This is a genomic window from Nocardioides marmorisolisilvae, assembly GCF_031656915.1.
Taxonomy (GTDB): Bacteria; Actinomycetota; Actinomycetes; order Propionibacteriales; family Nocardioidaceae; genus Marmoricola; species Marmoricola terrisoli.
Genome location: NZ_CP134227.1, coordinates 4,094,191 through 4,119,025 on the forward strand (window position 1 = coordinate 4,094,191; position 24,835 = coordinate 4,119,025).

The 24,835-nt window shown below is 70.8% G+C and carries 24 protein-coding genes; 22 read left to right on the plus strand and 2 right to left on the minus strand.

Annotated features, from left to right (window positions below):
• Positions 1–107: 107 nt before the first annotated feature.
• The 4 genes from smc (at position 108) to ftsY (ending at position 5,639) form a co-directional block, all read left to right on the plus strand.
• Complete coding sequence (smc, locus tag Q9R13_RS19545) at positions 108–3,713, plus strand: chromosome segregation protein SMC (protein ID WP_310962846.1); 3,606 nt, start codon at positions 108–110, stop codon at positions 3,711–3,713.
• The gene (locus Q9R13_RS19550) at positions 3,710–4,186 is read left to right on the plus strand and encodes an acyl-CoA thioesterase (RefSeq protein WP_310962847.1); all 477 of its coding nucleotides are present in this window, start codon (positions 3,710–3,712) and stop codon (positions 4,184–4,186) included. Before smc ends, Q9R13_RS19550 begins: the two co-directional genes overlap by 4 nt.
• A 30-nt stretch (positions 4,187–4,216) precedes the next feature.
• Positions 4,217–4,417, plus strand: a complete 201-nt coding sequence (locus tag Q9R13_RS19555; RefSeq protein WP_310962848.1) for a hypothetical protein — start codon at positions 4,217–4,219, stop codon at positions 4,415–4,417.
• A gap of 64 nt (positions 4,418–4,481) precedes the next feature.
• On the plus strand, positions 4,482–5,639 hold the full coding sequence (gene ftsY / locus Q9R13_RS19560; protein WP_310962849.1) for a signal recognition particle-docking protein FtsY: 1,158 nt from the start codon (positions 4,482–4,484) through the stop codon (positions 5,637–5,639).
• An 11-nt stretch (positions 5,640–5,650) separates the two neighbouring features.
• Here ftsY and Q9R13_RS19565 read toward each other — a convergent pair whose 3' ends face one another.
• A complete protein-coding gene (locus Q9R13_RS19565) occupies positions 5,651–6,286 on the minus strand; it encodes a TetR/AcrR family transcriptional regulator (protein WP_310962850.1) in 636 nt (211 codons plus the stop codon).
• A gap of 215 nt (positions 6,287–6,501) precedes the next feature.
• Here Q9R13_RS19565 and Q9R13_RS19570 point away from each other — a divergent pair, with 215 nt between their 5' ends.
• The 6 genes from Q9R13_RS19570 (at position 6,502) to Q9R13_RS19595 (ending at position 14,565) form a co-directional block, all read left to right on the plus strand.
• Positions 6,502–7,839 (plus strand): ammonium transporter, encoded by a 1,338-nt coding sequence (locus tag Q9R13_RS19570; RefSeq protein ID WP_310962851.1) that lies wholly within the window; start codon positions 6,502–6,504, stop codon positions 7,837–7,839.
• A gap of 6 nt (positions 7,840–7,845) precedes the next feature.
• On the plus strand, positions 7,846–9,150 hold the full coding sequence (locus Q9R13_RS19575; protein ID WP_310962852.1) for an ammonium transporter: 1,305 nt from the start codon (positions 7,846–7,848) through the stop codon (positions 9,148–9,150).
• Between the two features lie 35 nt (positions 9,151–9,185).
• Positions 9,186–9,524: a P-II family nitrogen regulator gene (locus Q9R13_RS19580; RefSeq protein ID WP_310962853.1), complete on the plus strand. Its 339-nt coding sequence runs from the start codon at positions 9,186–9,188 to the stop codon at positions 9,522–9,524.
• A gap of 7 nt (positions 9,525–9,531) precedes the next feature.
• Positions 9,532–11,772, plus strand: coding sequence for a [protein-PII] uridylyltransferase (locus Q9R13_RS19585; RefSeq protein WP_310962854.1), 2,241 nt, complete (start codon positions 9,532–9,534; stop codon positions 11,770–11,772).
• An 83-nt stretch (positions 11,773–11,855) separates the two neighbouring features.
• Positions 11,856–13,433, plus strand: coding sequence for a signal recognition particle protein (gene ffh / locus Q9R13_RS19590; RefSeq protein WP_310962855.1), 1,578 nt, complete (start codon positions 11,856–11,858; stop codon positions 13,431–13,433).
• Positions 13,434–13,485: 52 nt separating this feature from the next.
• On the plus strand, positions 13,486–14,565 hold the full coding sequence (locus Q9R13_RS19595) for an amidohydrolase family protein (RefSeq protein ID WP_310962856.1): 1,080 nt from the start codon (positions 13,486–13,488) through the stop codon (positions 14,563–14,565).
• Here Q9R13_RS19595 and Q9R13_RS19600 read toward each other — a convergent pair.
• Positions 14,552–15,406, minus strand: a complete 855-nt coding sequence (locus Q9R13_RS19600) for a VanW family protein (RefSeq protein WP_310962857.1) — start codon at positions 15,404–15,406, stop codon at positions 14,552–14,554. The two genes, Q9R13_RS19595 and Q9R13_RS19600, sit on opposite strands and share 14 nt — an antisense overlap.
• A gap of 254 nt (positions 15,407–15,660) precedes the next feature.
• Between Q9R13_RS19600 and rpsP the strand changes: the two genes are divergently transcribed.
• From rpsP to Q9R13_RS19660, 12 genes are all read left to right on the plus strand, one after another.
• Positions 15,661–16,215 (plus strand): 30S ribosomal protein S16, encoded by a 555-nt coding sequence (gene rpsP / locus Q9R13_RS19605; protein ID WP_310962858.1) that lies wholly within the window; start codon positions 15,661–15,663, stop codon positions 16,213–16,215.
• 2 nt (positions 16,216–16,217) lie between these two features.
• Positions 16,218–16,460, plus strand: coding sequence for an RNA-binding protein (locus tag Q9R13_RS19610; RefSeq protein ID WP_310962859.1), 243 nt, complete (start codon positions 16,218–16,220; stop codon positions 16,458–16,460).
• A gap of 45 nt (positions 16,461–16,505) precedes the next feature.
• Entirely contained in the window at positions 16,506–17,030 is a 525-nt protein-coding gene (gene rimM / locus Q9R13_RS19615; protein WP_310962860.1) for a ribosome maturation factor RimM, read from the plus strand.
• A gap of 2 nt (positions 17,031–17,032) precedes the next feature.
• Positions 17,033–18,190 (plus strand): tRNA (guanosine(37)-N1)-methyltransferase TrmD, encoded by a 1,158-nt coding sequence (trmD, locus tag Q9R13_RS19620; protein ID WP_310962861.1) that lies wholly within the window; start codon positions 17,033–17,035, stop codon positions 18,188–18,190.
• A 189-nt stretch (positions 18,191–18,379) separates the two neighbouring features.
• Positions 18,380–18,730 (plus strand): 50S ribosomal protein L19, encoded by a 351-nt coding sequence (gene rplS, locus Q9R13_RS19625; protein WP_310962862.1) that lies wholly within the window; start codon positions 18,380–18,382, stop codon positions 18,728–18,730.
• A 35-nt stretch (positions 18,731–18,765) separates the two neighbouring features.
• Positions 18,766–19,479 (plus strand): signal peptidase I, encoded by a 714-nt coding sequence (gene lepB / locus Q9R13_RS19630; RefSeq protein WP_310962863.1) that lies wholly within the window; start codon positions 18,766–18,768, stop codon positions 19,477–19,479.
• Positions 19,480–19,491: 12 nt separating this feature from the next.
• Positions 19,492–20,205, plus strand: a complete 714-nt coding sequence (locus Q9R13_RS19635; protein WP_310962865.1) for a ribonuclease HII — start codon at positions 19,492–19,494, stop codon at positions 20,203–20,205.
• Entirely contained in the window at positions 20,202–20,510 is a 309-nt protein-coding gene (locus tag Q9R13_RS19640) for a DUF2469 domain-containing protein (RefSeq protein WP_310962866.1), read from the plus strand. Before Q9R13_RS19635 ends, Q9R13_RS19640 begins: the two co-directional genes overlap by 4 nt.
• Positions 20,511–20,634: 124 nt before the next feature.
• Positions 20,635–21,120 (plus strand): TadE/TadG family type IV pilus assembly protein, encoded by a 486-nt coding sequence (locus Q9R13_RS19645; RefSeq protein ID WP_310962867.1) that lies wholly within the window; start codon positions 20,635–20,637, stop codon positions 21,118–21,120.
• Positions 21,117–22,913 carry a pilus assembly protein TadG-related protein gene (locus Q9R13_RS19650; protein ID WP_310962868.1) on the plus strand — a complete coding sequence of 599 codons (1,797 nt, stop codon included), beginning with the start codon at positions 21,117–21,119 and terminating at the stop codon, positions 22,911–22,913. The genes Q9R13_RS19645 and Q9R13_RS19650 overlap by 4 nt, the downstream gene beginning before the upstream one ends.
• An 86-nt stretch (positions 22,914–22,999) precedes the next feature.
• Positions 23,000–23,494: a TadE family protein gene (locus Q9R13_RS19655; protein ID WP_310962869.1), complete on the plus strand. Its 495-nt coding sequence runs from the start codon at positions 23,000–23,002 to the stop codon at positions 23,492–23,494.
• Positions 23,482–24,771 (plus strand): pilus assembly protein TadG-related protein, encoded by a 1,290-nt coding sequence (locus tag Q9R13_RS19660; RefSeq protein WP_310962870.1) that lies wholly within the window; start codon positions 23,482–23,484, stop codon positions 24,769–24,771. The genes Q9R13_RS19655 and Q9R13_RS19660 overlap by 13 nt, the downstream gene beginning before the upstream one ends.
• The last annotated feature ends 64 nt before the right edge of the window (positions 24,772–24,835 follow it).

Here is a 24,835-nt window from a genome sequence, read left to right on the forward strand (position 1 = left end):
GCGCGGGTAGGGTCGCAACTGCTTCCCCGCCCGGCATCTGAGAGGATGCCGCGTTCAGCCTTGCCGCCGATCGACCCGATGTGACCAGCCGGACCAGGGAGCAGACGTTGTACCTGAAGAGCCTCACGCTCAAGGGATTCAAGTCCTTCGCGTCCTCCACGACGCTCCAGCTCGAGCCGGGGATCACCTGCATCGTCGGACCCAACGGATCCGGGAAGTCCAACGTCGTCGACGCGCTCGCCTGGGTGATGGGTGAGCAGGGCGCCAAGTCCCTGCGCGGCGGCAAGATGGAGGACGTCATCTTCGCGGGCACCTCGGGCCGTCCGCCCCTGGGTCGCGCCGAGGTGCAGCTGACCATCGACAACACCGACGGCGCGCTGCCGATCGAGTACGCCGAGGTCACGATCAGCCGGACGATGTTCCGCAACGGCGGGTCGGAGTACGCCATCAACGGCCAGACCTGCCGGCTGCTGGACGTCCAGGACCTGCTCTCCGACTCCGGCATCGGCCGCGAGATGCACGTGATCGTCGGGCAGGGCCAGCTCGACACGATCCTGCACGCGACGCCGGAGGATCGGCGCGGCTTCATCGAGGAGGCGGCCGGGGTCCTCAAGCACCGCAAGCGCAAGGAGAAGGCGCTGCGCAAGCTCGAGTCGACCGAGGGCAACCTCACCCGGCTCAACGACCTCCTCGTCGAGATCCGGCGTCAGCTCAAGCCGCTGGGGCGGCAGGCGGAGGTGGCTCGGCGTGCCGCGGTCGTCCAGGCCGACGTCCGGGACGCCCGGGCGCGGCTGCTCGCCGACGACCTCGCCCAGGCCCGCACCACCCTCGAGCGCGAGCTCGCCGACGAGTCCGTCCTGGTCGAGAGACGCGCGGCTGTCGAGGCGGACCTTGCTCGTGCCCGCGAGCAGGAGGCGGCTCTCGAGGCCGCCCTGCGCGAGGACCTGCCTGCCCTGTCCCGGGCCCAGGAGACCTGGTTCGGCCTGTCCGGCCTGCGCGAGCGGATCCGCGGGACCGCCGGACTGGCCGCCGAGCGGGTCCGCAACGCCCGGGCCAGCGCGGAGGAGCCGGTCCCGGCAGACCGCAACCCCGACGAGCTCGAGGCGGAGGCGGAGCGGGTTCGGGCCGAGGAGACCGGCATCGCCGCCGAGGTCGCCGCACAGAGGCAGGCGCTCGAGCGTGCCGTCGAGGCGCGCCAGGGCTTGGAGGAGGCGTTCGCAGCAGAGGAGCGCCGAGTCGCCGGACTGCAGCGCGCGGCGGCCGACCGACGCGAGGGGATCGCGCGGCTGCACGGCCAGCTGAACGGGCTGCGCAGCCGAGCGGCGGCCGCCGACGAGGAGATCGGCCGGCTCACCGAGGCGCGCGCGGAGGCACTCGCACGCGCCGAGCGCGCGCAGCGCAGCTTCACCGCCCTGGAGACCAAGGTCGCCGGCCTCGACGCTGGCGAGGAGGGTCTCGACGCCGAGCACGAGGCCGCCACGGCGGCGCTCGCCGACATCGAGGACCGGCTCGCCAAGACCTTGGCCGAGGTCCAGGCGGGCGAGCGTGAGCGCTCCGGCCTGGCGGCGCGCAAGGACGCGCTGGAGCTCGGCCTGAACCGCAAGGACGGCGCCGGCGCCCTGCTGGCCGCATCCGACTCGCTCAATGGCCTGCTCGGCTCGGTGGCGGCGCTGCTCACGGTCCGTAGCGGCCACGAGACCGCCGTCGCGGCCGCGCTGGGAAGCTCGGCGGATGCCGTCGTGGTGCGCGACGTCGATGCCGCCCTGGGCGCGATCGGGCACCTGAAGACCGACGACCTGGGCCGGGCCGGGCTGCTTCTCGGCGGCTCCGAGACCGATGGGTCCGGCGGGTCCGGACTGGCCCGACGAGCGGACTGGCCCGAGCTGCCTGCGGCGGCGACGTACGCCGTGGACGTGGTCGACGCCCCGGACGAGCTGCGGCCCGCACTGGACCGGCTGTTGTTCAAGACGGTCGTCGTCGAGGACCTCCCCGCCGCGCGCGCCCTGGTCGCCGGCACCCCGGACCTCACCGCGGTCACCCGCGACGGCGACGTCCTGGGCACCCACGTCGCGGCGGGCGGGTCCGCCAGCCAGCCCAGCCTGATCGAGGTGCAGGCGGCGGTCGACGAGGCCACCGAGCAGCTCGAGCGGGCCGGCCACGAGCTCGAGCGGCTGCGGTTCACCCAATCCACGCTCGAGCGTGAGCGTGACGAGGCCCGCCGTCGGGTCGACGTGGCGCTCGCCAAACTGCACGAGTCCGACGCCACCCTGGCCGCGGTCGCCGAGGAGCTCGGTCAGTACGGCGCGCAGAGCCGTTCGGCCGCAGCGGAGGCCAAGCGGCTCGAGCAGGCGATCGAGACGGCCCGCGAGGCACGCGCGAAGGACCTCGGCGGCCTCGAGGACCTGGAGGCCCGGCTCGCCACGGCCGAGGACTCCAGCGACCCCTCGACCGGACTCAGGGCAGGCGAGGAGCCCGACACCGACGAGCGCGAGCGTCTGGCCGGCTCCGCCCGCGAGGCACGTGCCCAGGAGATGGAGGTGCGACTGGCGCTGCGCACCACTGAGGAGCGGGCGCGAGCGCTGCACGGCCGCGCCGATGCGCTGACGGCCTCCGCGCGGGCGGAGCGCGATGCCCGCGCCAAGGCGATCGCGCGTCGTGAGCAGGTGCTGCGCGAGGGCGAGGTGGCCCGCGCGGTCGCCGCCGCATCGACCGTGGTGCTGCAACGCCTCGAGACCTCGATCGAGCTCGCTGCCGCTGCCCGGACCGAGATAGAGCAGGGACGGGTGGGTCGTGAGCAGGCGCTGCGCGCGGTGCGCGAGCAGTTGCGCGACCTGTCCCGGAGCCTGGACGAGCTGGTCAACTCCGTGCACCGCGACGAGATGGCCCGGACCCAGCAGCGGATGCGCATCGAGCAGCTCGAGGAGCGCGCGCTCGAGGAGCTCGGGCTGGACGGCGACAGCCTGGTCGCGGAGTACGGCCCGGACATGCTGGTCCCCTTCACCGGCGAGGTCGCCGAGGGGGAGGAGACCCCTGCCCCGGTGCCCTTCGAACGCGAGGCGCAGGCCAAGCGGCTGCGCTCGGCCGAGCGGGCGCTGGCCCAGCTCGGCCGCATCAACCCGCTGGCGCTGGAGGAGTTCTCCGCGATGGAGGAGCGGCACAAGTTCCTCACCGAGCAGCTGGAGGACCTCAAGCGCACCCGCCGGGACCTGCTCGACATCGTCCGCGAGGTCGACGAGCGCGTGCAGCAGGTCTTCACCGAGGCCTACGCCGACGTCTCTGCGGCGTTCGACGCCACCTTCTCGCGGCTCTTCCCTGGAGGCGAGGGCCGGCTCGTGCTCACCGACCCCGACGACATGCTGGCCACCGGCGTCGAGGTCGAGGCGCGACCGCCGGGCAAGAAGGTCAAGAGGTTGTCGCTGCTCTCAGGAGGAGAGCGTTCTCTGGTCGCAGTCGCCTTCCTGGTGGCGCTGTTCAAGGCCCGCCCGTCGCCCTTCTACATCCTCGACGAGGTCGAGGCCGCGCTCGACGACACCAACCTCGGGCGGCTGCTGGAGATCTACGAGGAGCTCCGTGAGACCTCGCAGCTGCTGGTGATCACCCACCAGAAGCGCACGATGGAGGTCGGCGACGCCCTCTACGGCGTGACGATGCGCGGCGACGGGGTCTCGGCGGTGATCAGCCAGCGGCTCCGTGAGCAGGAGCGGTCCGCGTGACGGTGGCCGATCCGTCGCCCTCGCGCAGGTCAGCACCGACGCGAGCTGATTTCGTCGCCTGGCGGCAGGCCAGCACCCGCTGGGCGGACATCGACGTCTACGGCCACATGAACAATGCGCGCTACTTCGAGCTGCTCGACACCGCAGTCAACGTTCACCTCGCCGAGGCGACCGGCGTCGACATCCGCGAGCTGCCCGCAGTGGGCGTCGTCGCCGAGGTCTCGTGCCGCTACTTCCGCGAGGTCGGCTACCCGGAGCCGGTGGACCTCGGGCTGGCGGTCGAGCGGCTGGGGTCCCGGTCGGTGACCTACCGGATCGGCGTCTTCCAGGGGGAGGGCGACGAGGCTGCCGCGGAGGGCCGGTTCGTGCACGTGTACGTCGACAACACCGACCCGGCCCGCCCGAGCACGCCAGTGCCGGCGCAGATCAGGTCCGCCCTCGAGCCGCTGCTGCGACCCGCGTCACAGGGTTGAGCCCACCGGCCGTTGGGTACGTTGGCCGGCATGTGGTGGTTGCTGCTGTTCCTGCTGTTCAGCCTGGCGATCGCCGGGCTGGTGGCGGTGTACGTCGCCTACCCGCACCGGGACGAGGAGGTTCCCCACGTCCCTTGGCTCGGCGACGCGATGAAGCGTGGCGTGGAGGCGCTCCCCACACTCGACAACCAGCCCGACGCCGTCGTACGGCGCGAGCCAACCCGCCGCTGACTGCCGCGGACCGTGGCCGCCGGTCGACCGGGGCCCGCTCGGTCCGGCCTGATTGGATGACGCCATGACGTTCTTCCTGCTCCTCATCATCATCGTGGTCGGCGTCATCCTGCTGGTCGGCACCGGTGCGGTGCTGGTCAGCACGACCCGTCGCCGTCCGCGCCCGCCGGAGGTCGACAGCAGGACCAGCCGACCGATACCGGAGCCGGGCGGTGTCGAAGCCCCTGCCGAGGTGTCCACCGAGGTCCCGAGCGCGATCTCGGAGGAGGCGGTCGCGCCGACCCCCACCCTCGAGCGCCCCGAGTCGACCGCGAGCCGTCTCGTCCGGCTGCGCCAGCGGCTGGCCGGCTCGCAGAGCGGCTTCGGTCGTGGCCTGCTGGCCCTGCTCTCCAGGGACCGTCTCGACGCCGACACCTGGGAGGAGCTCGAGGACGCACTGATCACCGCCGACGTTGGTGTCGGCCCGACCGGAGAGCTCGTCGAGCACCTGCGCACCCGGTTGCGGGTCGAGGGTGATGCGGTCGGCGTCCGCGAGGCACTCCGCGAGGAGCTCCTCCGCCTGGTCGACCCGCAGATGGACCGATCGCTGAACACGGCCCGCTCCGAGGGGAAGCCGGCGGTCGTGCTGGTCGTCGGGGTCAACGGTGCCGGCAAGACCACGTCCGTCGGCAAGATCGCACGGGTCCTGGTCTCCCAGGACAAGTCGGTGGTGATGGGCGCCGCAGACACGTTCCGGGCCGCCGCCACCGAGCAGCTGACCACGTGGGGGGAACGCGTGGGCGTGGGGGTGGTCTCCGGCCCCGAGGGCAGCGACCCGGCGAGTGTCGCGTTCGAGTCCGTGCGCGAGGGCACCGCGCGTGAGGCGGACGTCGTGCTGGTGGACACCGCGGGGCGGCTGCAGAACAAGCAGGGGCTCATGGACGAGCTCGGCAAGGTGAAACGGGTGATCGAGAAGCAGGCCGCGGTCTCCGAGGTCCTGCTGGTGCTCGACGCGACGACGGGCCAGAACGGTCTGGTTCAGGCTCGGGTGTTCAGCCAGGCGGTCGCGGTCACCGGGATCGTGCTCACCAAGCTCGACGGCTCGGCCAAGGGCGGCATCGTGGTCGCGGTCCAGCGCGAGCTCGGCGTACCCGTCAAGCTGGTGGGCCTGGGGGAGGGCCCCGACGACCTGGCGCCCTTCGACCCGGAGATGTTCGTCGACGCGATCCTCGGCGCGGACTGACCGCCCTGAGCTCAGTTCCCTGCGCGGACGCCCTCGAGCATCATCCGGACCAGCAGGGGTGCCTCGTCCTCCCGCGGCAGCGGTCGGTTCGTGATCACCGAGACCGAGAGCAGGCCGGTCAGCCACTGCACCGCCCAGCGCGTGTCGATGTCGGGGCGGAGCTCACCGCGGGTGATCGCCCGTTCGAACATCGCCATCGCCTGGGCCTCGACCCGCTCGCTGGCATTGCGGTAGAGCGCGGAGATCCGGGGGTCGCGCACGGACTCGGCGATGGTGGTGCGCAGGTAGGCCGCGCCCATCGGTGAGTTGGCGAAGGCGAGGACGCTCGCATACGCCTGCTCGAGGTCGGTGCGGATGCTGCCTGTGTCGGGCAGCGGCATCTCGGTGTTGTACAGCCTCTCCATCGCCGCGACCGCGAGGTCCTCCTTGCGGGCCCATCGCCGGTAGACGGTGGCCTTGCCAACCCGGGCGCTCGCGGCGACCGCGTCGACGGTCATCGCGTCGAAGCCGTGAGCGAGGATCAGGTCCGCCGCAGCGTTGAGGATGCGTACGTCGGCCTCGGGGTCGCGCGGTCGGCCGCGGCGCCGAGTGACGGGCAGGACGTTCTCGAGAGGGTCCCCGGCGGCCGCCGTCATCGTCTGTTCCACGCGCGAAGGATATGGCGCCACCCACCCCGGTGCCACGGTTTCGGCCAACTCGCCGGGGTGTTCACAGCCACGTAACAGCCGGCATCGATCTGTGACGCAGCCGAAACGCAGGGAGTCCTCGGCAGAAACGTGTCACGGCCACGCTTCGACGCACCGGTCAGCCGCCCCAGGGGGAGCGTGCTGACCCGGACCGAACCGAACGACGGAGGGGCCCGATGGACGGCTACTACGCCTGGATGCTTGTCGCGACCGCGCTGGTGCTGATGATGACGACGCCCGCCCTCGCGCTGTTCTACGGCGGCATGACGCGCTCGAAGTCCGTGCTGAACATGATGATGATGTCGTACGTCGCGATGGCCGTCGTAGGCATCGTCTACGTGCTCTGGGGCTGGTCGGAGTCGTTCGGACCCGACGACGTGGCGGGACTGTTCGCCAACCCCTTCAGTCTGTGGGGACTGCACGGCGTCGGCTGGTCGTCGTACATCGGGGTCTGCTTCCAGATGACCTTCGCGGTCATCACCGCTGCCCTGATCTCCGGAGCGGTCGCGGACAGGGTGAAGCTATCGGCCTGGATCACGTTCCTGCCGGTCTGGGTGACGCTGTGCTACTTCCCACTGGCGCACATGGTGTGGGGTGGCGGCTTCATCTCCCAGCACCTGGCCGCGCAGGACTATGCCGGAGGAACAGTGGTGCACATCAACGCCGGCGTGGCCGGCGGCGTGCTCGCGCTGGTAATCGGCCCGAGGGTCGGCTTCGGCAGGGAGCCGATGCGGCCGCACAACCTCACCCTGACCATGATCGGCGCCGGGCTGCTCTGGTTCGGCTGGTACGGCTTCAACGTGGGCTCGCTGGTGTTCAGCACCGGCGACGGCGGCCCGCGCGACACGACCCAGTTCATGACCGAGACCGGGGTGACGTTCCTCAACACCACGATCGCGACGATGGCGGCGATGCTGGCCTGGCTCCTCGTGGAGCGGGTCCTGCACGGCAAGGCGACGTCGCTGGGCGCCGCCTCGGGCATCGTCGCCGGCCTGGTCGCCATCACGCCCGCGTGTGGTGCGGTCAGCCTGGTCGGCGCGATCGTGGTGGGCGCGGTCGCGGGCGCGGCCTGCGCGGTCGCGGTGGGGATGAAGTATCGCTTCGACCTCGACGACTCGATGGACGTCGTGGGGGTCCACCTGGTGGGGGGCGTGGTCGGCACCGTCCTGATCGGGCTGGTCTCGACCTCGACGGCGCCGGGCGGCATCGACGGGCTGTTCTACGGCGGCGGGCTCACCTCGCTGGGTCACCAGCTGGCGGCTGCGGGCATCTCGATCGTGTGGACCGGGGTGCTCACCACGCTGATCGCCCTGGCGATCCGGCACACGATCGGCTGGCGGGTTGACCCTGAGGACGAGGTCGAGGGAATCGACTTCGCGCAGCACGGCGAGACGGCGTACGACCTCACGTCCACCGCGATGACCGGCTCGCGGCGTGGTGATCTCGCTCACCAGCGACGTAACGCGGCCGAAACACGCCCGGTCGCGACCGGAAACCTTCAGCCGCGACAGTGACTGGCCATGAGCTCCGTGGCCACCCACCTCAGCGCCGGCGACACCGCCTGGCTGCTCGCCGCCTGTGCACTGGTGCTGCTGATGGCGCCCGGCCTGGCGTTGTTCTACGGCGGCATGGTGCGGTCGAAGTCCGTGCTGAACATGATGATGATGACCTTCGGCGCGCTCGCGGTCGTGGTGGTCGTGTGGGTTCTGGTCGGCTACTCCCTCGCGTTCGGCGACGACATCGGCGGCGGGCTCATCGGCAACCCGTTGCAGCACTTCGGGCTCCAGGACCTGATGGGCGCGAAGGCGGGCGGATGGCTCCCGGTCCCGGTGATCCTGTTCGCCGTCTTCGAAGGTCTCTTCTGCGTGATCACCGGTGCGCTGGTCTCGGGGGCGATCGCCGACCGGGCCCGCTTCGGCGCCTGGCTCGTGTTCATCGGCGTGTGGTCCGTCCTGGTCTATGCGCCCGTCGCGCACTGGGTCTTCGATCTCGACCACCCAGGGCATGTCGGCGGCTGGCTCGCCAACAGGGTGCACCTGGTCGACTTCGCCGGCGGTACGGCGGTCGAGATCTGCTCGGGCGCGTCGGCGCTGGCCCTCGCGCTGGTGGTGGGCACCCGGGTCGGCTTCGGCAAGGAGCCGATGCGCCCGCACAACCTGACCCTGGTGATGCTCGGGGCAGGTCTGCTGTGGTTCGGGTGGTTCGGGTTCAACGCCGGCTCCGCGCTCGCCGCGAACCGCACTGCCGCGGACGTCTTCACCACGACGTTGTGCGCCGGGGCCACCGGCGCGCTGGGCTGGGTGGCGCTGGAACGGGCCCGTGACGGACATGCGACGTCGCTCGGCGCCGCCTCCGGGATGGTCGCCGGTCTCGTCGCGATCACGCCCAGCTGCGGTGCCCTGACCCCGCTGGGCTCGCTGGTGATGGGCGCGGTGGCGGGCGCGGTGTGTGCCCTCGCGGTCGGGCTGAAGTACCGCTTCGGGTTCGACGACTCCCTCGACGTGGTCGGCGTGCACATGATCGGCGGACTGGTCGGCACCCTCGGGATCGGGCTGATCGGCTCCTCAGCGGCTCCGAGTGGCGTCTCCGGGCTGTTGTACGGCGGCGGTCTGACCCTGCTCGGTCGACAGACCATCGGAGCGGTGGCGGTGCTGGTCTACGCCTTCGTGGTCTCGGGGATCCTCGGTCTGGTGATCGACCGGCTGATCGGCTTCCGTGTCGATGAGGAGCACGAGGTGACCGGCATCGACCTGATCCAGCACGCCGAGACCGCCTACGACCTGCACGCGACGGCAGGTACCCGGCACAGCGTGCTGGGCAGCTGAGCCGCAGACTGACAACCACCGAGAGGACGATCACGATGAAGCTGGTGACCGCGGTGATCAAGCCGCACAAATGGGAAGACGTCCGGGCTGCACTGGAGTTGGTGGGTGTCACCGGGATGACGGTGAGCGAGGTCAGCGGCTACGGCCGGCAGAAGGGGCACACCGAGGTCTACCGCGGCGCGGAGTACGACATTGCGCTGGTGCCCAAGGTCCGCGTCGAGATCGTCGTCGACGACGCCGACGCCGACGCCGTCAGCGAAGCGATCGTCGGCGCTGCCGCGACCGGCCGGATCGGCGATGGCAAGGTGTGGATCTCGCCCGTCGAGTCCGTGGTCCGGGTGCGCACCGGCGACCGCGACGAGTCCGCGATCTGACGTCGGCGTGACCGCCGCGGAGCGCGCCACGCGCACTCGGGAGGCGGACGCCCTGTGCGCCCGGGCGTTCGACGACGCCGGCTGCCCGGACTCCGGTGTGGCGCTGGTGGCGGTCGGCGGGTACGGCCGGCAGGAGTTGTCGCCGTACAGCGACCTCGATGTGGTGCTGGTGCTCGACGACGGGGTCGAGCCGGGGGCGTGGGCCGCCGGGCTGTGGTACCCGCTGTGGGACTCCGGCGTCGAGATCGACCACGCGGTGCGGACCCTGGCCGAGGTGCTCGAGCGGTCCGGGGCGGACCTGCGGGTCGCCCTCGGGATGCTCGACGCGCGACATCTGGCCGGCGACCCCAACCTCACCCTGCGGCTGCGCACCGCGGTGCTCGCGGCGTGGCGGCGCGACGCCCGACTCAGGCTGCCCGAGCTGCGCCGGCTCGGGGAGGCCCGGGCCGGACGGCTCGGCGAGCTGGCCGATGCCGCGGTCCCCGACCTCAAGGAGTCCGTCGGTGGCCTGCGCGACGGCACCGTCCTCAAGGCGCTGGTCGCGAGCTGGCTGGTCGACGTTCCGCACGCCGATCTCGAGCGGTGTCGTCAGGGGTTGCTCGACGTGCGTGACGTGGTGCACTCCGTCGCGGGCCGGTCCACGGACCGGGTCACGCCGGAGTACTGGCCCGAGGTAGCAGACCTGCTGGGCCTCGCCGACGCGACCGCCGCCCAGCGGCACACCCGAGCCCTGGCCCGCCGCCTGACCCACATCTCCCGGCTCACCTGGCGGCGGACCGACGCGGTGCTCCGCCGTCCGCGCACGAGTGGTGCCCGGCGGCCGCAGCTCCAGCCGGTGGCGCCCGGCGTCGCGGTGGCCCACGAGGAGGTGGTGCTGGACCGCGGCACGGCTCCGAGCTCCGACCCGCTGCTGCTGTTGCGCGCCGCCGCGGAGGCGGCCGAGCGGGACCTGGTGCTTGCCCCGGCCACCGCGGCGCGACTGGCGCGCGAGACCCCGCCCCTTCCCGACCCGTGGCCGGCCGGAGCCCGGGAGATCTTCGTCCGGTTGCTCGCCTCGGGGCCCGGGCTGTTGCCGGTGTGGGAGACGCTGGAGGAGACCGGGGCGGTGGACGCCGTGCTCCCGGAGTGGTCCCGGGTACGCCTGCTTCCGCACGCCTCCGTGGTGCATCGGTTCACCGTCGACCGGCACCTGGTCGAGACCTGCATCGAGGCCGCCGCTCTGATCCGTCGGGTCGCCCGGCCCGACGTGCTGGTGGTGGCGGCGCTGCTGCACGACATCGGCAAGGGCGGGCGCACCGAGCACAGTGCCGCCGGTGAGCCGATCGCCCGGCTGGTCGCGCGACGGATCGGGTTCGATGACCGCGAGGTCGACCTGGTCGCAGGGCTGGTACGCCGGCACCTGCTGCTCCCGGAGGTCGCCACCACCCGAGACCCCGACGACCCGGCGACGCTCGCGCTGGTCACCACGCAGGTCCGCGACCGTGAGGAGCTCGACCTGCTGGCGGCGCTCACCGAGGCCGACGCGCGGGCCACCTCCGAGAAGGCCTGGTCGCCGTGGCGCGCCGAGCTGGTCACCGGCCTGGTACGGCGCTGCGGGGCCGCGCTGCAGGAGCTCCCGCCGCCCGATCCCGCTCCTGCCTCCGTCGTCGTGCCGGACACCGTGCGGTCCGGTGCCGAGCATCTGGTCGTCGAGGTGGAGCCGAGACCGGCCGGATCGCTGGTCCGGGTCTTCGGCCGTGACCGCGTCGGCCTTCTCGCCGATGCGGCAGCGACCCTCGCCCTGCAGCGGGTCTCGGTGCGCGCTGCCCGCGCCTGGACCCAGGAGGTGGGCGGACGTGACGTCGGCGTCTCGGAGTGGACGGTCGAGGACGCCGACCTCGACGCCGCCGTACTCCGGCAGCGGCTCGAGGCGATCGCGGCCGGCCGGGTCGACCCTGCCGACCGGCTGCGCCGGCCCGGCCCGACGCGGCTGGAGCCGATCGTCGTCGTACGTCCCGAGGCGTCGGCACGAGCGACAGTGCTGGAGGTGCGCGCCGCCGACCGACCGGGCCTGATCCACACGGTCTGTCGCGCGCTGGCCGGGCTCGGCATCTCGGTCCGCTCGGCGCACGTGAGCACCCTGGGCCCGCAGGCGGTCGACGTGTTCTACGTCCAGGAGCACGCCGCCGGAGCGCTCACCGATCGGCGCGCCGCCGCTGCCGCGCACGCTGTGCGCGGCGCGCTGGCGGAGAGCGTGGCACCTCGGTGACCTGCTGCGGGCGCGGGTGGTCGCGTCCCGCCGGATAGGCTGGGCAGTCGCAACGACCCTTCTGCCCCTCGAGGACCCACCACGTGTTCGCCACCCTCTCCGACCGCCTTGCCGACACCTTCAAGAGCCTTCGTGGCAAGGGCCGGCTCTCCGAGGCCGACATCGACGCCACGGCACGTGAGATCAGGCTCGCCCTGCTCGAGGCCGACGTCGCCCTCCCCGTCGTCAAGGACTTCGTCGGCCGGGTCAAGGAGCGGGCGCGCGGTGCGGAGGTCAGCCAGGCGCTGAACCCCGCGCAACAGGTCATCAAGATCGTCAACGAGGAGCTCGTCACCATCCTCGGCGGCGAGACCAGGCGACTGCGATTCGCGAAGAACCCCCCGACGGTGATCATGCTGGCCGGTCTCCAGGGCGCCGGAAAGACGACACTGGCCGCCAAGCTTGCGCTCTGGCTCAAGGACCAGGGCAAGAGCCCGATGCTGGTGGCTGCCGACCTGCAGCGGCCCAACGCGGTGAACCAGCTCCAGGTCAACGGCGAGCGGGCCGGTGTCACCGTCTTCGCCCCCGAGCCCGGCAACGCCCAGGGCGTCGAGCACGGCGGCGACCCGGTCGACGTGGCCCGACGGGCGATCGACGAGGCCCGGCGGACGCTGCACGACGTGGTCATCGTCGACACCGCCGGCCGGCTGGGCATCGACGAGGAGCTGATGCGCCAGGCTGCCGACATCCGGGACGCCGTGACGCCCGACGAGGTGCTCTTCGTCGTCGACGCGATGATCGGCCAGGACGCGGTCAACACCGCACAGGCCTTCCTGGACGGGGTCGGGTACGACGCCGTCGTACTCACCAAGCTCGACGGTGACGCCCGCGGTGGTGCCGCGCTGTCGATCGCCCAGATGACCGGCAAGCCGGTGATGTTCGCGTCCGCCGGCGAGAAGCTCACCGACTTCGACCTGTTCCACCCCGACCGGATGGCCTCGCGCATCCTCGACATGGGCGACCTGCTCACGTTGATCGAACAGGCCGAGCGGACCTTCGACGCCGACCAGGCCGCCCGCGCCGCGGCGAAGCTGCAGGACGGTGAGTTCACCCTCCACGACTTCCTCGAGCAGATGCAGCAGCTGCGCAAGATGGGGTCGATGACCAAGATGCTCGGGATGCTCCCGGGCATGGGCCAGTTCCGCGAGCAGCTGGAGAACTTCGACGAGCGCGAGATCGACCGGATCCAGGCGATCATCCAGTCGATGACCCCGGCCGAGCGGGAGAACCCGCGGATGATCGACGGCTCGCGCCGGTCCCGGATCGCCAAGGGCTCCGGTCGCAGCGTCTCCGACGTCAATGGGCTCATCGAGCGCTTCGGCGAGGCCAAGAAGATGATGGAGCAGATGGCGCGGGGAGGCGGGATGCCCGGCATGCCGGGGATGCCCGGCATGGGTGGCGGCAAGCGCGCCAAGGCGCGCCAGGCGGCCAAGCCGAAGAAGAGCAAGGGCAAGCGGGTCTCCGGCAACCCCGCCAAGCGCGCGCAGCAGGAGGCCGCCCAGGCCGAGGAGGCCGCGAACCAGCCGGCCAACCCGTTCGGGATCAAGGACGCCGACGTCCCCGCGGACTTCGACCCGTCGAGCTTCGAGCTGCCCGCGGGCTTCGACAAGTACCTCAAGTAGCCCGTCCCCACCCCGTGGCCCCCGCCCGCGGCCCCGCGATAGCGTCCGGGACATGGGAGCGATGCGGTTCAGGGGTCCGGTGCTGCCCGACGGTGAGAGCCGTGACCTGTACGTCGTCGATGGGCAGGTCACCTACGAGGCCCAGCCTGGCGCGGACACCGTGGCCGAGGGCTGGATCGTGCCCGGTCTGGTCGATGCGCACTGCCACGTCGGCCTGGACAACCACGGCGGGGTCCCGGACGACGAGTGCGAGCGGCAGGCCATCGCCGACCGCGACGCGGGCGCGCTGTTGCTGCGCGACTGCGGATCGGCGGTCGACACCAGCTGGATCCACGAGCGCGACGACCTGCCCCGGCTGATCCGGGCCGGCCGGCACATCGCCCGGACCAAGCGCTACATCCGCAACTTCGCCCACGAGATCGAGCCCGCGGAGCTGCCGGTGTACGTCGCGCAGGAGGCTCGGCGCGGGGATGGCTGGGTCAAGCTCGTCGGCGACTGGATCTCGCGTGAGGAGGGTGACCTGGCGCCGTCCTTCCCTGCCCAGGCGTTCGCCGAGGCGATCCGGGTCGCGCACGAGCACGGCGCCAAGGTGACCGCGCACTGCTTCGGCGAGGACGTCCTACCCGGCCTGCTCGAGGCCGGAATCGACTGCATCGAGCACGGCACCGGGCTCAGCGTCGAGCTCATCGACACGATGGTCGCCCAGGGCACCGCGCTGGTGCCGACGGTGATGCAGTTGGACAACTTCCCGACGTACGCCGAGCAGGCCGGCCCCAAGTTCCCGGCGTACGCCGGCCACATGCTCGACCTGCACGCTCGCCGGCGGGAGACGCTGATGTCCGCCTACGAGGCTGGTGTCGCGCTCTACGCCGGCACCGACGCCGGGGGCGTGATGGCGCACGGCCGGATCGCCGGCGAGGTGCGCGCGATGGCCGAGCTGGGCATGCCTGCGGACTACGCGCTCGGCGCCGCGTCGTGGCGTGCTCGGGCCTGGCTGGGCTGGAACGCGACCCTCGACGAGGGCGCTCCGGCCGACTTCGTGGTGCTGCCGCGCGACCCGCTGGCCGACCTGTCCGTGCTCGACGAGCCCACCCTGGTCGTGCTCCGCGGGAACGTCGTCACACGTCGATGACCTCGACGCCGGTCGGCTCGTAGACCACCAGCGCGCAGTTCTCCATCATCAGCTCCTCGTCGACGCGGTTGCCGGTCCGCCGGTCGATCACGTCGCGCCAGATCTGGTTGCGCCGGAAGACCCGGCCCTCGTGCCGCAGGAACTCCTCGTTGCGCGCGTGCACCGAGAAGGAGCGCGCCGGCTCGCGGTCGCTGCGGAGCTCGCCCTCGAGGTAGCGCTCGCCGACGGCCACCGAGAGCGTGAACGTCGCGTCGGTGTCATTGCGGACCACCAGGTCGACGTAGTTGTAGGCGATCGAGCAGCCGACGCCCCACGGCAGCACCCGACCGTTGTCGGGGAACGGGTCGAAGCTGTGCTCGGAGCGTTCCACGATCGTCAGGTCGGAGTGCATGAACATCCAGGCCAGCAGGTTGGCCAGCTGGCAGAGGCCACCACCGATCCCCGGGCGGGCAGCGCCGTTCGAGAGCCGCATGCCCGGCACGAAGCCCCGCCGCCGGGTGCAGTTGCCCACCACCCGGTTGAAGGAGAACGTCTCGCCCGGCCGGATGGCGACTCCGTCGACGCAGGCCGACGCCAGCCGCAGGTTCGTCACCTTGTTCTGCTGCAGCCACATCTCGCTCGCGCCGAGCTGGCGCATCAGCAGGGACCCATGCTGCTTGATCCGGTACGGCGCCGGCGTATCGGGTCGGCGGACCGCCCAGCGGGCGTCGGAGGTCAGCCACGCCCACCGACGCCGCATCCGGTAGGCCCGCACCGCCACTGGGTGCAGCCAGGGATGCCGCTGGGTCAGGCGCGGTGGCGCCGTGAGCTGGGCTGGTAGGACGAGGTCGGTCGTGGTCATCGGGTCCCCCGAGTGAATCGATGCGTGCGCTGACGTCTCCTTCACGCAGGAGAGGGCGATGAGGTTGCAACCGCGGCCGCGGTCGCGCCCGATTCGGCGTACGCCGCCCCGTCTGGCAGAATCACCTTCTGAGTCCTGAGCGCTTCGCGACCCTCTATCCCGGCGTGCCCAGGCCAACCGAGACGTCCGACCCGGTTCCCCACCAGGGCGCGGACGCTCACCCACTCACAAGATTTCAAGGAGACACCACAGACGTGGCCGTCAAGATTCGTCTCAAGCGCATGGGCAAGATCCGCCAGCCGTTCTATCGTGTCGTCGTCGTCGACGCGCGCAAGAAGCGCGACGGCAGGGTGATCGAGGAGATCGGCAAGTACCACCCCAAGGCCGAGCCCTCGTTCATCGAGGTCAAGTCCGAGCGCGCGCAGTACTGGCTGGGCGTCGGTGCGCAGCCCTCCGAGGCCGTCGAGGCCATCCTCAAGGTGACCGGCGACTGGCAGCGGTTCAAGGGCCTCCCCGGTGCCGAGGGCACGCTGAGGGTCGCCGAGCCCAAGCGCGACAAGACCGAGATCTTCAACGAGGCGCTCAAGGACTCCGCGAAGGAGCCCAAGGCCGAGGCGGTCACGAAGAAGGCCGCCTCCAAGAAGGCCGCGCAGGCGCCGGCCGCTGAGGCTGCCGAGCCCGCTGAGGCGCCGGCTGCTGACGCGCCGGCCGCTGAGGCTGCCGAGCCCGCCGAGGCGCCTGCTGCTGAGGCTGCCGAGGTCGAGGCACCTGCTGCCGAGGCTTCGACCGACGACAAGACCGAGGCCTGATCTTGCTCGCCGACGCGCTCGAGCACCTGGTCCGGGGCATCGTGGAGCACCCCGACGACGTCAGCGTGCGGGACAAGAAGCTGCGCCGCGGCTCGATCCTCGAGGTGCGCGTGCATCCGTCCGACCTGGGCAAGGTGATCGGACGACGCGGCCGCACCGCGACCGCGTTCCGCACCGTGATCAGCGCCCTCGCCGGCCGCGAGGAAGCGCGGATCGACTTCGTGGACGTGGACAGGAGCCGCTGAGCCACTGCGGCTCACGGGGTCGTGGACCGTTCGCAGGAGACCGTCGTGGTCGGCCGCATCGGCCGGCCCCACGGTGTGAAGGGTGAGGTGTCGGTCGAACCCCGCACCGACGAGCCCGAACGACGTTTCGCCGTCGGGAGTGTGCTGTCAGGGCGCACTCCCGACGGCGTTGTGCGTCCCGAGGCCTTCCGGGTCGTGGCGACCCGATGGCACCAGGGTCGGCTGCTGGTCCGCTTCGAGGGCCTGGCGGACCGCACCGCGGCCGAGGCCGCCCGCGGCACCATGCTGGAGATCGCCCTCGACCCGGAGGAGTCGCCCGCGGATCCCGAGGAGTTCTACGATCACCAGCTCGTCGGCCTCGCCGTCGAGGGAGTGGACGGCCGATCCGTCGGCACCGTGACCTCTGTCGAGCACAACGCTGCCCAGGACCTGTTGCACCTCTCGCTCGTTGGCGGGCGCGACGTGCTGTTCCCGTTCGTCACCGCGCTGGTGCCCGTCGTGGACGTCGCGGGCGGCCGGATCGTGGTCGACGACGTGCCCGGTCTGCTGGATCCGGACGGGACCGACTGAGCATGCGGATCGACGTCGTCTCGATCTTCCCGGACTACTTCGCGCCGCTCGGGTTGTCCCTTCCCGGCAAGGCCATCTCCTCCGGGTTGCTCGACCTGCAGGTGCACGACCTGCGTGGCTGGACCCATGACCGACACCGCACGGTCGACGACACCCCGACCGGCGGCGGCGCCGGCATGGTGATGAAACCCGAGCCCTGGGGTGAGGCACTCGACCAGCTGGCCACCGCTGAGACCGTATTGGTGGTGCCGACCCCCGCGGGGGAGCGCTTCACCCAGGCCGTGGCCGGCGAGCTCGCCGGATACGACCACCTGCTGTTCGTGTGCGGCCGCTACGAGGGCATCGACCAGCGGGTCGTGGAGGAGGCGAGCGGCCGGATGAGCGTGCGTGAGCTGTCGCTCGGCGACTACGTCCTCAACGGCGGCGAGGTGGCCGCGCTCGCGATGATCGAAGCCGTGGTGCGGCTGTTGCCAGGCTTCATGGGCAACGCGGAGTCGCTGGCCGAGGAGTCGCACAGTGAGTCCGGGCTGCTGGAGTACCCCGTCTACACCAGGCCGGCCAGTTGGCGCGGCCGCGACGTACCGGAGGTGCTGCTGTCGGGCGACCATGCCCGGATCGCGGCCTGGCGGCACGACCAGGCCCTGCGTCGTACGGCGCAGCGCCGCCCCGACCTGCTGCACGGCAGCCAGATGGGGGAGTGGGAGGTCGCCTCGGCCGTGCCCGCCGATGCGGGCGAGCTGCTCACCTTGCAGTTGGCCTGCTGGGTGGCCGAGCAGCAGGCCAACCCCGACGTCACCGTGCCGGCGCTGCACGAGTCGCTGGCCGACGTGCGGGCCTGGCTGGGCACGCACACCGTGCTGGTCGTCCGGGCGGCCGGGCGCCTGGTCGGCGGCGTGCGGGGGATGCTGACCGGCGAGACCTGGGAAGTGGGTCGGCTGATGGTCGCGCCCGACCTGCGCGGCCGCGGACTGGGCCGTGAGCTGCTGGCGCGGATCGAAGCGCTGGCGCCCGCGGAGGCGACCAGGTTCGTGCTGTTCACCGGAGCCGGCAGCAGCCGGAACCTGCGGATGTACCAGCGCGCCGGGTACAGACCGCGGGGCCAGGTCGAGCCCGGCGTGCTGCGGCTGAGCAAGCCCCGTCGCGAGTCTCCGCCCGGGTAGCCCTCCGCAGCCATCCGGCAGAGCCCGATTTCGTGGTACGGCGCCTCCTCTGGCAGACTTGACCCTCGGCTCGGCATGCCCGCGGCTCTCCTGCCACAGGGGGATCGCTGCGACACGGACCACCGGCCCCCAGTTACGCATCACCGACATCCGCGGCTGACCTGTGGCACTCGCGAGGAGTGATCTGTCATGACCAACGCCATCGACGCCCTGAACGGCGACCTCAAGCGCACCGACATCCCGGCCTTCCGTGCCGGTGACACCGTCAAGGTGCACGTGAAGGTGATCGAGGGCACCCGCTCCCGCATCCAGGTCTTCCAGGGCGTGGTCATCCGCGTGCAGGGGTCCGGCATCGGCCGCACCTTCACCGTCCGCAAGGTCTCGTTCGGCGTCGGGGTCGAGCGCACCTTCCCGCTGCACTCGCCGATCTTCGAGAGCATCGAGATCGTCACCCGCGGTGACGTCCGTCGCGCGAAGCTCTACTACCTGCGCAACCTGCGTGGGAAGGCTGCAAAGATCAAGGAGCGGCGCGAGGCCTGAGCCTTGTTGCCCCAGGCAACGGTTAGGCTCACGCCGTGAGTCACCCTGACGCGCCCTTCCCCACCAGGCCCGCCAGGGAGAAGAAGCAGAAGAAGCCTCTCCCGTTGTGGATGGAGACCATCCTGCTGCTGGTGATCGCGCTGGTGCTCGCGGTCGTGATCAAGTCGTTCTTCGTCCAGGCGTTCTACATCCCGTCGCCGTCGATGGAGCCGCAGTTCATCAAGAACGACCGGATCCTGGTGGAGAAGCCGTCGTACTGGGGGAGCGGGACGCCTCAGCGTGGCGACATCGTGGTCTTCAAGGATCCCGGCCATTGGCTCACCGACGAGGAGTCCGCGAACCCGAAGAACGCCCTCACCAAGGCGCTGACCGACATCGGCCTCTACCCCAGTGGTGGGCACCTGGTGAAGCGGGTGATCGGCATCGGCGGCGACCGGGTGCGGTGCTGCGACGCCCAGGGCCGGATCACGGTGAACGGCAAGGCGCTCAACGAGGGGTCCTACCTGCCGAAGGGCACCAAGCCGTCGCTCACCCGGTTCAACGTCCGGGTCCCGCTGGGTCACCTCTGGGTGATGGGCGACAACCGGGGCAACTCCTGGGACTCGCGCGGCCACATGGGCGATCCGGGCGGCGGGTTCGTGCCCGACGACCTGGTCGTCGGCAAGGTCTTCGCGCTGGTGTGGCCGCTCGGCCGAGCCGAGATCATCCACCGACCGGCTACCTTCGAGGACATCCCCAGCCACCCCTGACGAGCCGTGACCATGACGCATCTTCCTCGCGGTACGACGATCCGGCGTGACGCCGGCCTCTACGGCTATGAGCGCGCGCTGCGCCGGGCCGGGCTCGCGCCCATCGCCGGCGTCGACGAGGCAGGACGAGGAGCCTGTGCCGGGCCGCTGGTCGCCGCGGCCGCGATCCTGCCGGAGGGCCGGATGGGGATCGTCCCGGGGCTGGCCGACTCCAAGCTCCTCACCCCTGCCGCGCGGGAGCGCTGTTACGCCCACGTGGTGAAGCGGGCGCTGGCCTGGTCGGTGGTGGTCGTCCCGTCGACCGACTGCGACCGGCTCGGCATGCACGTGGCCAATGTCGAGGCGCTCAGGAGGGCGCTGGCACGCCTGGACCTGCGGCCGTCGTACGTGCTGACCGACGGGTTCCCTGTCGACGGCCTGGAGGTGCCCGGCCTCGCCATGTGGAAGGGCGACCGGGTGGCTGCCTGCATCTCGGCCGCCTCGGTGATCGCGAAGGTGACGCGTGACCGGATCATGGTGCAGCTGCACGAGCAGTGGCCGGACTACGATTTCGCCACGCACAAGGGCTACATCACCGAGGAGCACACCGCGGCGCTGCTCGAGCACGGTCCGTGCCCGGAGCACCGGATGAGGTTCGTGAACGTACGACGCGCCGCCGGGATCCCCGACGACGTACCGCTTAGCCTTGAGCACCAGCTCGAACTCGACATGGAAGGCCTGCGATGAGCGCCGAGGATCTCGAGAAGTACGAGACCGAGATGGAGCTGACGCTCTATCGCGAGTACCGCGACGTCGTCGGCATCTTCAAGTACGTCGTAGAGACCGATCGACGGTTCTACCTGTGCAACTCCGTCGACGTGAAGGCCCGCACCGAGGCCGGTGACGTCTTCTTCGAGGTGACGATGACCGATGCCTGGGTGTGGGACATGTACCGCCCCGCGCGGTTCGCCAAGAACGTCAAGGTGCTGACCTTCAAGGACGTCAACGTCGAGGAGCTCGCGGAGTCGGACTTCGAGCCGCCGAAGGCCTGAGCCCGCCGACCCCTGAGCCCGCCGGTCCCTGAGCCCATCCGGTCCCTGAGCGTGTCGAAAGGCCGGGCGCACCGATTCCGGCATTCCGCTCACAACACAGTCGGAATGCGCCTAGCCTTTCGCCGTGGTCACCGGGGAGGGAGGCGCCATGTCGGTACGTCGTACCCTGCGCGCACGCCTGGGCGGGCGCGAGCGCGGCGCGGCGGCGGTCGAGGCCGCCCTGGTGATCTGCTTCATCGTGGTCCCACTGACCTTCGCCGTCATCTCCTACGGCTACATGCTGAGCTTCCGGCAGTCGTTGAGCCAAGCCGCGACCGAGGGGGCTCGAGCGGCGGCAGTGGCTCCCTCTGGTGCGACGGATGCGGACACCGTCGCCACGGCGGCAGTCAACGACTCTGTCCAGTCGTTCGGCAAGCAGTGCGCCGCCACGGGCCCGATGACGTGCTCCTTCGTCCAGGGCGCCTGCCCGAACGACGACACGCTCCAGTGCGAGACCGTCACCGTGAGCTATGACCTCAAGAACCATCCGCTGCTTCCCCTCCCGCTGGTCGGCTTCGTGATGCCGGACACGCTGACCTACTCGGCGACGGCCCAGGTGAGCAGCCCGTGAAGAGGCACCGCCGGGAGGCCGGCGCGGTCGCCATCATGATGGCGCTGATCATCTGCTTCGTGTTGGTCCCGGTTGCGGCCTTCACCGTGGACATCGGGATGCAGCGTGTCGCCCGGGGCGACATGCAGTCCCTCGCCGACGTGGTGGCGCTCGACCTCTCCCGGCACCTCGACGGGACCACGGGCGCCGACGCCCTGCTGAGCGAGTTCAACGGGCCTGGTGGCCTTGCGGAGAAGAGTGCCGCCAACAACCTGGACACGGTCGGAGACAACGCCGTGCGCGGTGTCGTCGCGCAGGTCGGCACCGTCGATCCGGCCAAGTACGGAACCTCGGGCTACTTCACGCCGATCACCGGCAGCACGGTGCCGTCCGCTGTGCGTGTCACCGCATCCACCACGGTCGGCTTCGGCTTGGCGAAGGCGCTGCCCGGCGGTGGAATCGGCAGCGGCGGCGTCTCCCGGAGCGCGATCGCCACCGCGAGCACCAGTGCCTGCTTCAGGCTGGGCTCGTTCGCGGCTCGCATCAACTCCGCAGACTCGACGCTTCTCGCGCCCCTCAACGAGATCTTCGGCGTCAACCTGGGATTGGTCGACTACAAGGGGCTGGCGACTGAAACGGTGACCCTGGCCGACCTCGGCAGCGACAGTCATATCGGGTCGGTGGACCAGCTGCTGACCGGTGGGGTGACCTACAACGACCTTGCCCTGGCCGCCCTTGACGTGGTGAGCCGCAACGACCCTTCGAACACCGTAGCGATCTCGGCCCTCAACAAGCTGGTCCAGCAGAGTGCCTCGGTGGGCGGCACCGTGAAGCTTGGCGACACGGTGATCAGCGCAAGCCCCTCCGATCCCGCGGCGCTCGCAACCGAGCTCAACCTGCTCGACATCCTGACCGGAACTGTCCTTGCCGCCGACGGCACTTATGGACTCACCGCCAGCGACCTTCAGGTCCAGGTCCCCGGCCTGGGCAATGTGGCGAGTTCCTCGCTGAAGGTCACTCAAGCAGCCCAGCAGGCCTGTGGGGCGCCGGGGAAGGCGACCGCTACCGCGTCGCAGCTCAGCGGCACCGTGGTCATTCCCGCGATCAGCTCGAGCTCGGTCAACCTGCCGGGGCCGGGGCCGACGTTGAAGACCCAGACCGCCTCGGCGACGCTGTCGGTCAACCTCGGCAATGCGGAGGGAGTGCTGGCCGATCCGATCGTCTGCGGTTCCGGCACAGCCGCCGATCCGGACAAGATTCCCGTGGACGTCACCGCCGCCGCCGGCACGGTCGCACTGAGCGCCCAGATCCCTGCGACCCTGGACAGCTCGCTGACCGTGCTGCTCAGCCTGTACTCGATCCACTTCGACTATCGGTTCAACGTGAACGCCGCCACCACGGTGGGGGCATCGTCGACGTCGCCGACCTTGACGATCCCGCCCAACGACGTCACGCCGGTCACCACCGGCTCTGCGTTCCAGCTGCCCACCTCCTACACCGTGAACGCGGATCCGACCGCGACGATCGTGACCGTCAAGCTGTTGGGTGTAACGGTCTACTCCGGACCGCTGAGCGGCGTCACCAGTGCCGTCGGTCTCACCTCGGTAACGGGACTGGTGAGCTCGATCGTTAACACCACGACATCGGCCGCTACGACGCTCACATCGACGATCGCCTCCACGGTCAGTGGGTTGATCGGCAACCTCAACACCCTGTTGGCGCCATGGTCTGCGGCGCTGGGGGTGAGGGTCGGCGGGGCCGACGTCTACGCGGTGAAGTCACCATCGTGTGACACGCCACAGATGGTCGGCTGAGTCTCGGTCGCATTTACGAGACGCGATCCACCTGCTCGACATAGCCTTTCCCCAGCAATGCCTGGGGAGGGAACACATTGCACTCGGTGGCACGTGCGCGCAGGCAGCGCGACGGACGCGCCTCGGCGACGGTCGAGTTCGCGCTGATCATGCCTGTCCTCTTCGCGATCCTCTTCGGAGTCATCGACTACGGGCTGCTGTTCGACAACTCGCTCAACGCGCGCCAGGGCATCCGCGAGGCCGCCCGCGAGGCCGTGGTGCAGACCGCCCCGACCGGCGCCTGCGCGACCCAGACGGGCTTCCTGGCTCAGGCCGCGTGCACGGCGCGGGCCGACATCGGCCCTCTCGCGGGTACGGCGTACGTCAAGGCCTTCTACTCGTCATGGACGACCGGCCAGACCCTGACGGTCTGCACCCTGGTGCAGACCAAGGGCCTCACCGGCATGGTGCCGTTCCCGGCCGGTGGCTTCACTCGGGCCCGCACCGACATGGCGATCGAGGTCGCGAGTCCGGTGCCCGCGGGAGCGACGAGCTATGCCGACGCACTCCCTGCCGGCCAGGACTGGTCGTGGTGCAGCTGACCGCGCTCCGGGGCCGACGCGACGAGCGTGGGGTGGTCGCGGTGATCGCCGCGCTGAGCGCGACCGCGCTGCTGCTCCTCGCCGGACTCGTGGCCGATCTGGGCCAGGCCCGCGACGTACGGCTCCAGGCGCAGAACGCCGCCGACGCCGCTGCCCTGGCTGCCTCCAACGCCCTCTACGCCTCCGGCGCCGTCGACCTGGCTGCGGGCACTGCTGCCGCCAAGGCCTTCGCGGCCCAGAACGACGGGGTCACCGACGCGCAGTGGGCGAGCTGCGCGGATCCTGCGCCACTGCCCGTCGCGTCGGGCACTCCCTGCATCTCGTACGACGACGCGAGCCACCCGACCCGAGTCAGGGTGGTGATCCCGGTCCGGAAGGTGGCCACCCCGATCGGCGGCTTGGCCGGGATCAGCAACGTCCCGGTCTCGGCGACGGCAGAGGCCACGGTGAAGCCCGGCGGCCGGGCGGACTGCGGCCTCTGCGTCATCGGCTCGGGCATCCACGACATCCAGAACGGCAACATCTCGATCGGCGGCGCGAGCGCCTTCTTCAACGGCAGCGTGACCGCGAACCCGAACGGCTCGGTGACCGTGACCGGGCCCGGGAGCTCCATCTCCATCGAGGGGACCGTCTCGAGCGTGGGCACCTTCACCCCGCCGCCGTCCACCGGCCAGCAGCCCGTGCCCGATCCCCTCGCCTTCCTGACCCTGCCGCCCAGCACAGCTGGCCTGCAGGCCAAGACGGGCGACGCGTGCACTGGTGGCCCGGGCATCTACTACGGCACGTTCGGCCTGCACACCTGCACGCTCCAACCGGGCCTCTACGTCCTGGCCGGCAGCACGGTCGAGCAGGAGTCCGGGCTGATGGACGTGAAGGCGCCGGGCGTGACGATGTACTTCACCTGTGCCGCCACGGACCACACCCCGCGACCGTGTGCGGCAGGGGAGTCCGGCGCCGGGATCCTGCTCACCGGGCAGGCCGCGCTCACGATCACCGCGCCGACGTCCGGCCCCACCAAGGGCCTGTCGATCGTGGCGGACCGGAACAACACGGCCACCTTCGGCTTCCGAGGCAACGGGACGGACCCGTCCAGCGGCACGATCTACGCCGTCAGCGGCAGGTTCGACTACCGCGGCAACGGCAGCGGTGCCGCGTTGGACTCCTTGATCGTCGTCGGTGATCTGACCTTCAGCGGCAACAACGCGACGCTCGCCTCGACGTACACACAGGAGAAGAACCTCGGGCTGCCGCCGGCCGCGCCGTACCTCTCGAAGTAGTCCCACCACGACTGACCGTTGCCGATGCACAGGCGACGCCTGCCCGTGGTTGTCCACAGCCGCG